The organism is Mesorhizobium sp. M8A.F.Ca.ET.202.01.1.1 (assembly GCF_004791595.1).
GTDB lineage: Bacteria > Pseudomonadota > Alphaproteobacteria > Rhizobiales > Rhizobiaceae > Mesorhizobium.
The window spans coordinates 1-313 of the sequence record NZ_SRUN01000207.1; the positions used below are offsets into that span (position 1 = coordinate 1).

Here is a 313-nt window from a genome sequence, read left to right on the forward strand (position 1 = left end):
CCGCCGTCTCCATCGCCTGCTTTTCGGGCGTGGTGCTGGGGATGATCGCGGCCGTCACCGGCGGCTGGCTCGACACCTGCCTCAGCCGCTTCCTCGATGCGATGAACTCCATCCCGAGCAAGCTGTTCGGCCTCGTGGTCGTCGCTGCGGTCGGCTCGTCGATCCCTGTGCTGATCCTGACGCTCGCGGTGATTTACATCCCCGGCGCCTACCGCTTCGCGCGGGCGCTCGCCGTCAACATCAACACCATGGACTTCATGACCGTCGCCCGCGTCCGCGGGGAAAGCACCATCTATCTCATCGGGTCGGAGAT

1 protein-coding gene is annotated in these 313 nt (G+C 65.5%); it reads left to right on the forward strand.

The genetic code is table 11. The annotated features are described in order from the left end of the window. On the forward strand, nucleotides 1–313 hold a 313-nt coding region (locus EN845_RS34515), incomplete at both ends, for an ABC transporter permease subunit (protein WP_135931321.1).